The sequence below is a fragment of the Psychrobacter sp. 1U2 genome (genome assembly GCF_051847575.1).
This window is the reverse complement of the sequence record NZ_JBPYDC010000096.1, coordinates 1-1,920: the sequence shown is the minus strand read 5'-3', so window position 1 is coordinate 1,920 and position 1,920 is coordinate 1. Positions and strand designations below refer to the sequence as shown.

Here is a 1,920-nt window from a genome sequence, read left to right as displayed (position 1 = left end):
CCCAACCGTGTCGGGCCTTTTGGCTCTTTACAGCTGGTTGCCGATATGCTCAAAATCTTCTTTAAAGAAGATTGGATACCAAAATTTACTGATAAGTTTATGTTTACCTTGGCGCCTGCAGTAGCTATGTTCACTGCATTGGCCTCATTTGCCATTATACCGGTCTCGCCAACGCTTGGTGTTGCTGATTGGGATATTGGCATTTTGTTTTTCTTTGCCATGGCAGGTATCGCTGTCTACGCGGTGATGTTCGGTGGCTGGGCCTCTGCCAACAAGTTCTCATTACTTGGCGGTCTGCGTTCTGCGGCGCAAACCATCAGTTATGAGGTGTTTTTAGGCTTGTCTTTGATGGGCGTAGTGGCCCTAACTGGCTCATTTAACCTACGTGAAATTGTCGAATCGCAAATTGATGGTTGGTATATCATTCCACAGTTTTTCGGCTTTTTGACCTTTGTGGTCGCTGGAGTGGCGGTAACGCATAGACATCCATTTGATCAGCCAGAAGCCGAGCAAGAGCTCGCCGAAGGTTACCATGTCGAATACTCTGGTATGAAGTTCGGTATGTTCTTTATCGGTGAATATGTCAATGTGGTACTCATTTCTGCGCTAATGACTTGTTTGTTCTTTGGGGGCTGGCTTGCACCTTTTAATTTAGATATTCCATTTGTCCCGCCAGCTTTTTGGTTCATGATAAAAACGCTATTTTTTATGACCCTATTTGTTTTGGCTCGAGGCTCACTTATGCGTCCGCGTTATGATCAGGTGATGAATTTTGGTTGGAAAGTCTGTCTGCCAGTTACTTTGATCAATCTACTGATTACTGCTGCTGTTATATTGATGTTTTCTCCGGCACTGTAGTTTTGGTAAAGATTTAAAGTAATGCTGATAAGGATAATAATCCCATGTTTACTACGATAAAAAAGATTGTCATTGGTATTTTTACCATTGTCCGCAGCATGTGGATGGTCAATAGCCATGCGATTAGGCCGCGCGATACCATACTGTATCCTGAAGAGCCTGTGCCAGTACCGCCGCGTTTTCGGGGACGTATTATATTATCTCGTGATCCAGACGGTGATGAGCGCTGCGTTGCTTGTAACTTATGTGCAGTAGCGTGTCCGGTTGGTTGTATCTCACTACAAAAAGCCGAGCGTGAAGATGGGCGCTGGTATCCAGAGTTCTTTCGAATCAATTTTTCACGTTGCATCTTTTGCGGATTATGTGAAGAAGCGTGTCCAACGACTGCAATTCAAATGACACCAGATTTTGAGTTGGGTGAGTATAATCGTCAGGATTTGGTCTACGAAAAAGAGCATTTACTTATTTCAGGACCAGGTAAATATCCTGATTATAACTACTATCGCGTCTCTGGTATGGCCGTGGCAGATAAACCAAAAGGGGCTGCACAAAATGAAGCCGCACCTATTGATCTTCGGAGCTTGTTGCCATGATGAATATCTTAAACAACCCTGAGTTAGCAGGTTTTTATTCACTTGCGGCAGTCGCTATTTTTGCTAGTCTGCGTGTGGTCACTCATGCCAACCCAGTACATGCTATTTTATCAATGATCGTATCATTGTTAGCGATAGCCGGTATATTTTTTGTATTGGGTGCGCCCTTTGCTGGGGCGCTTGAGATCGTTGTATACGCTGGCGCAATTATGGTGCTTTTCGTCTTTGTGATTATGATGCTCAATCTTGGCATGGCTAATGATGCTCGTGAAGAGCGTTGGCTCAATGCAGGAACATGGGCAGTACCAACTGGATTGACGGTAATTATTGCGGTTGTGCTGTATGCGATGATTGGTCTTAACCATAATGAAGTCGCCATGATTGGCGGTACGACCATTTCTGCCAAAGCGGTTGGTACGGCACTGTTTACTAAGTATGTCATGTTGGTTGAGGTAGCCGCGCTGCTATT

3 protein-coding genes are annotated in these 1,920 nt (G+C 44.6%); all 3 read left to right on the top strand.

Features of this window, described 5'->3' with window-relative positions; genetic code table 11:
- Positions 1 to 858: NADH-quinone oxidoreductase subunit NuoH (nuoH, locus tag ACS8FD_RS13450; RefSeq protein WP_439276252.1), on the top strand; the 858-nt coding region annotated here is incomplete at its 5' end.
- Between the two features lie 44 nt (positions 859 to 902).
- Positions 903 to 1,451 carry an NADH-quinone oxidoreductase subunit NuoI gene (gene nuoI / locus ACS8FD_RS13445; RefSeq protein WP_299219102.1) on the top strand — a complete coding sequence of 183 codons (549 nt, stop codon included), beginning with the start codon at positions 903 to 905 and terminating at the stop codon, positions 1,449 to 1,451.
- The coding region (gene nuoJ, locus ACS8FD_RS13440; protein ID WP_439276251.1) for an NADH-quinone oxidoreductase subunit J at positions 1,448 to 1,920 on the top strand (473 nt) is incomplete at its 3' end. The genes nuoI and nuoJ, both read left to right, overlap by 4 nt.

Coding starts and splice junctions, on each gene's coding strand:
- nuoI (WP_299219102.1), top strand. CDS start 903: ATGTTTACTACGATAAAAAAGATTGTCATTGGTATTTTTACCATTGTC.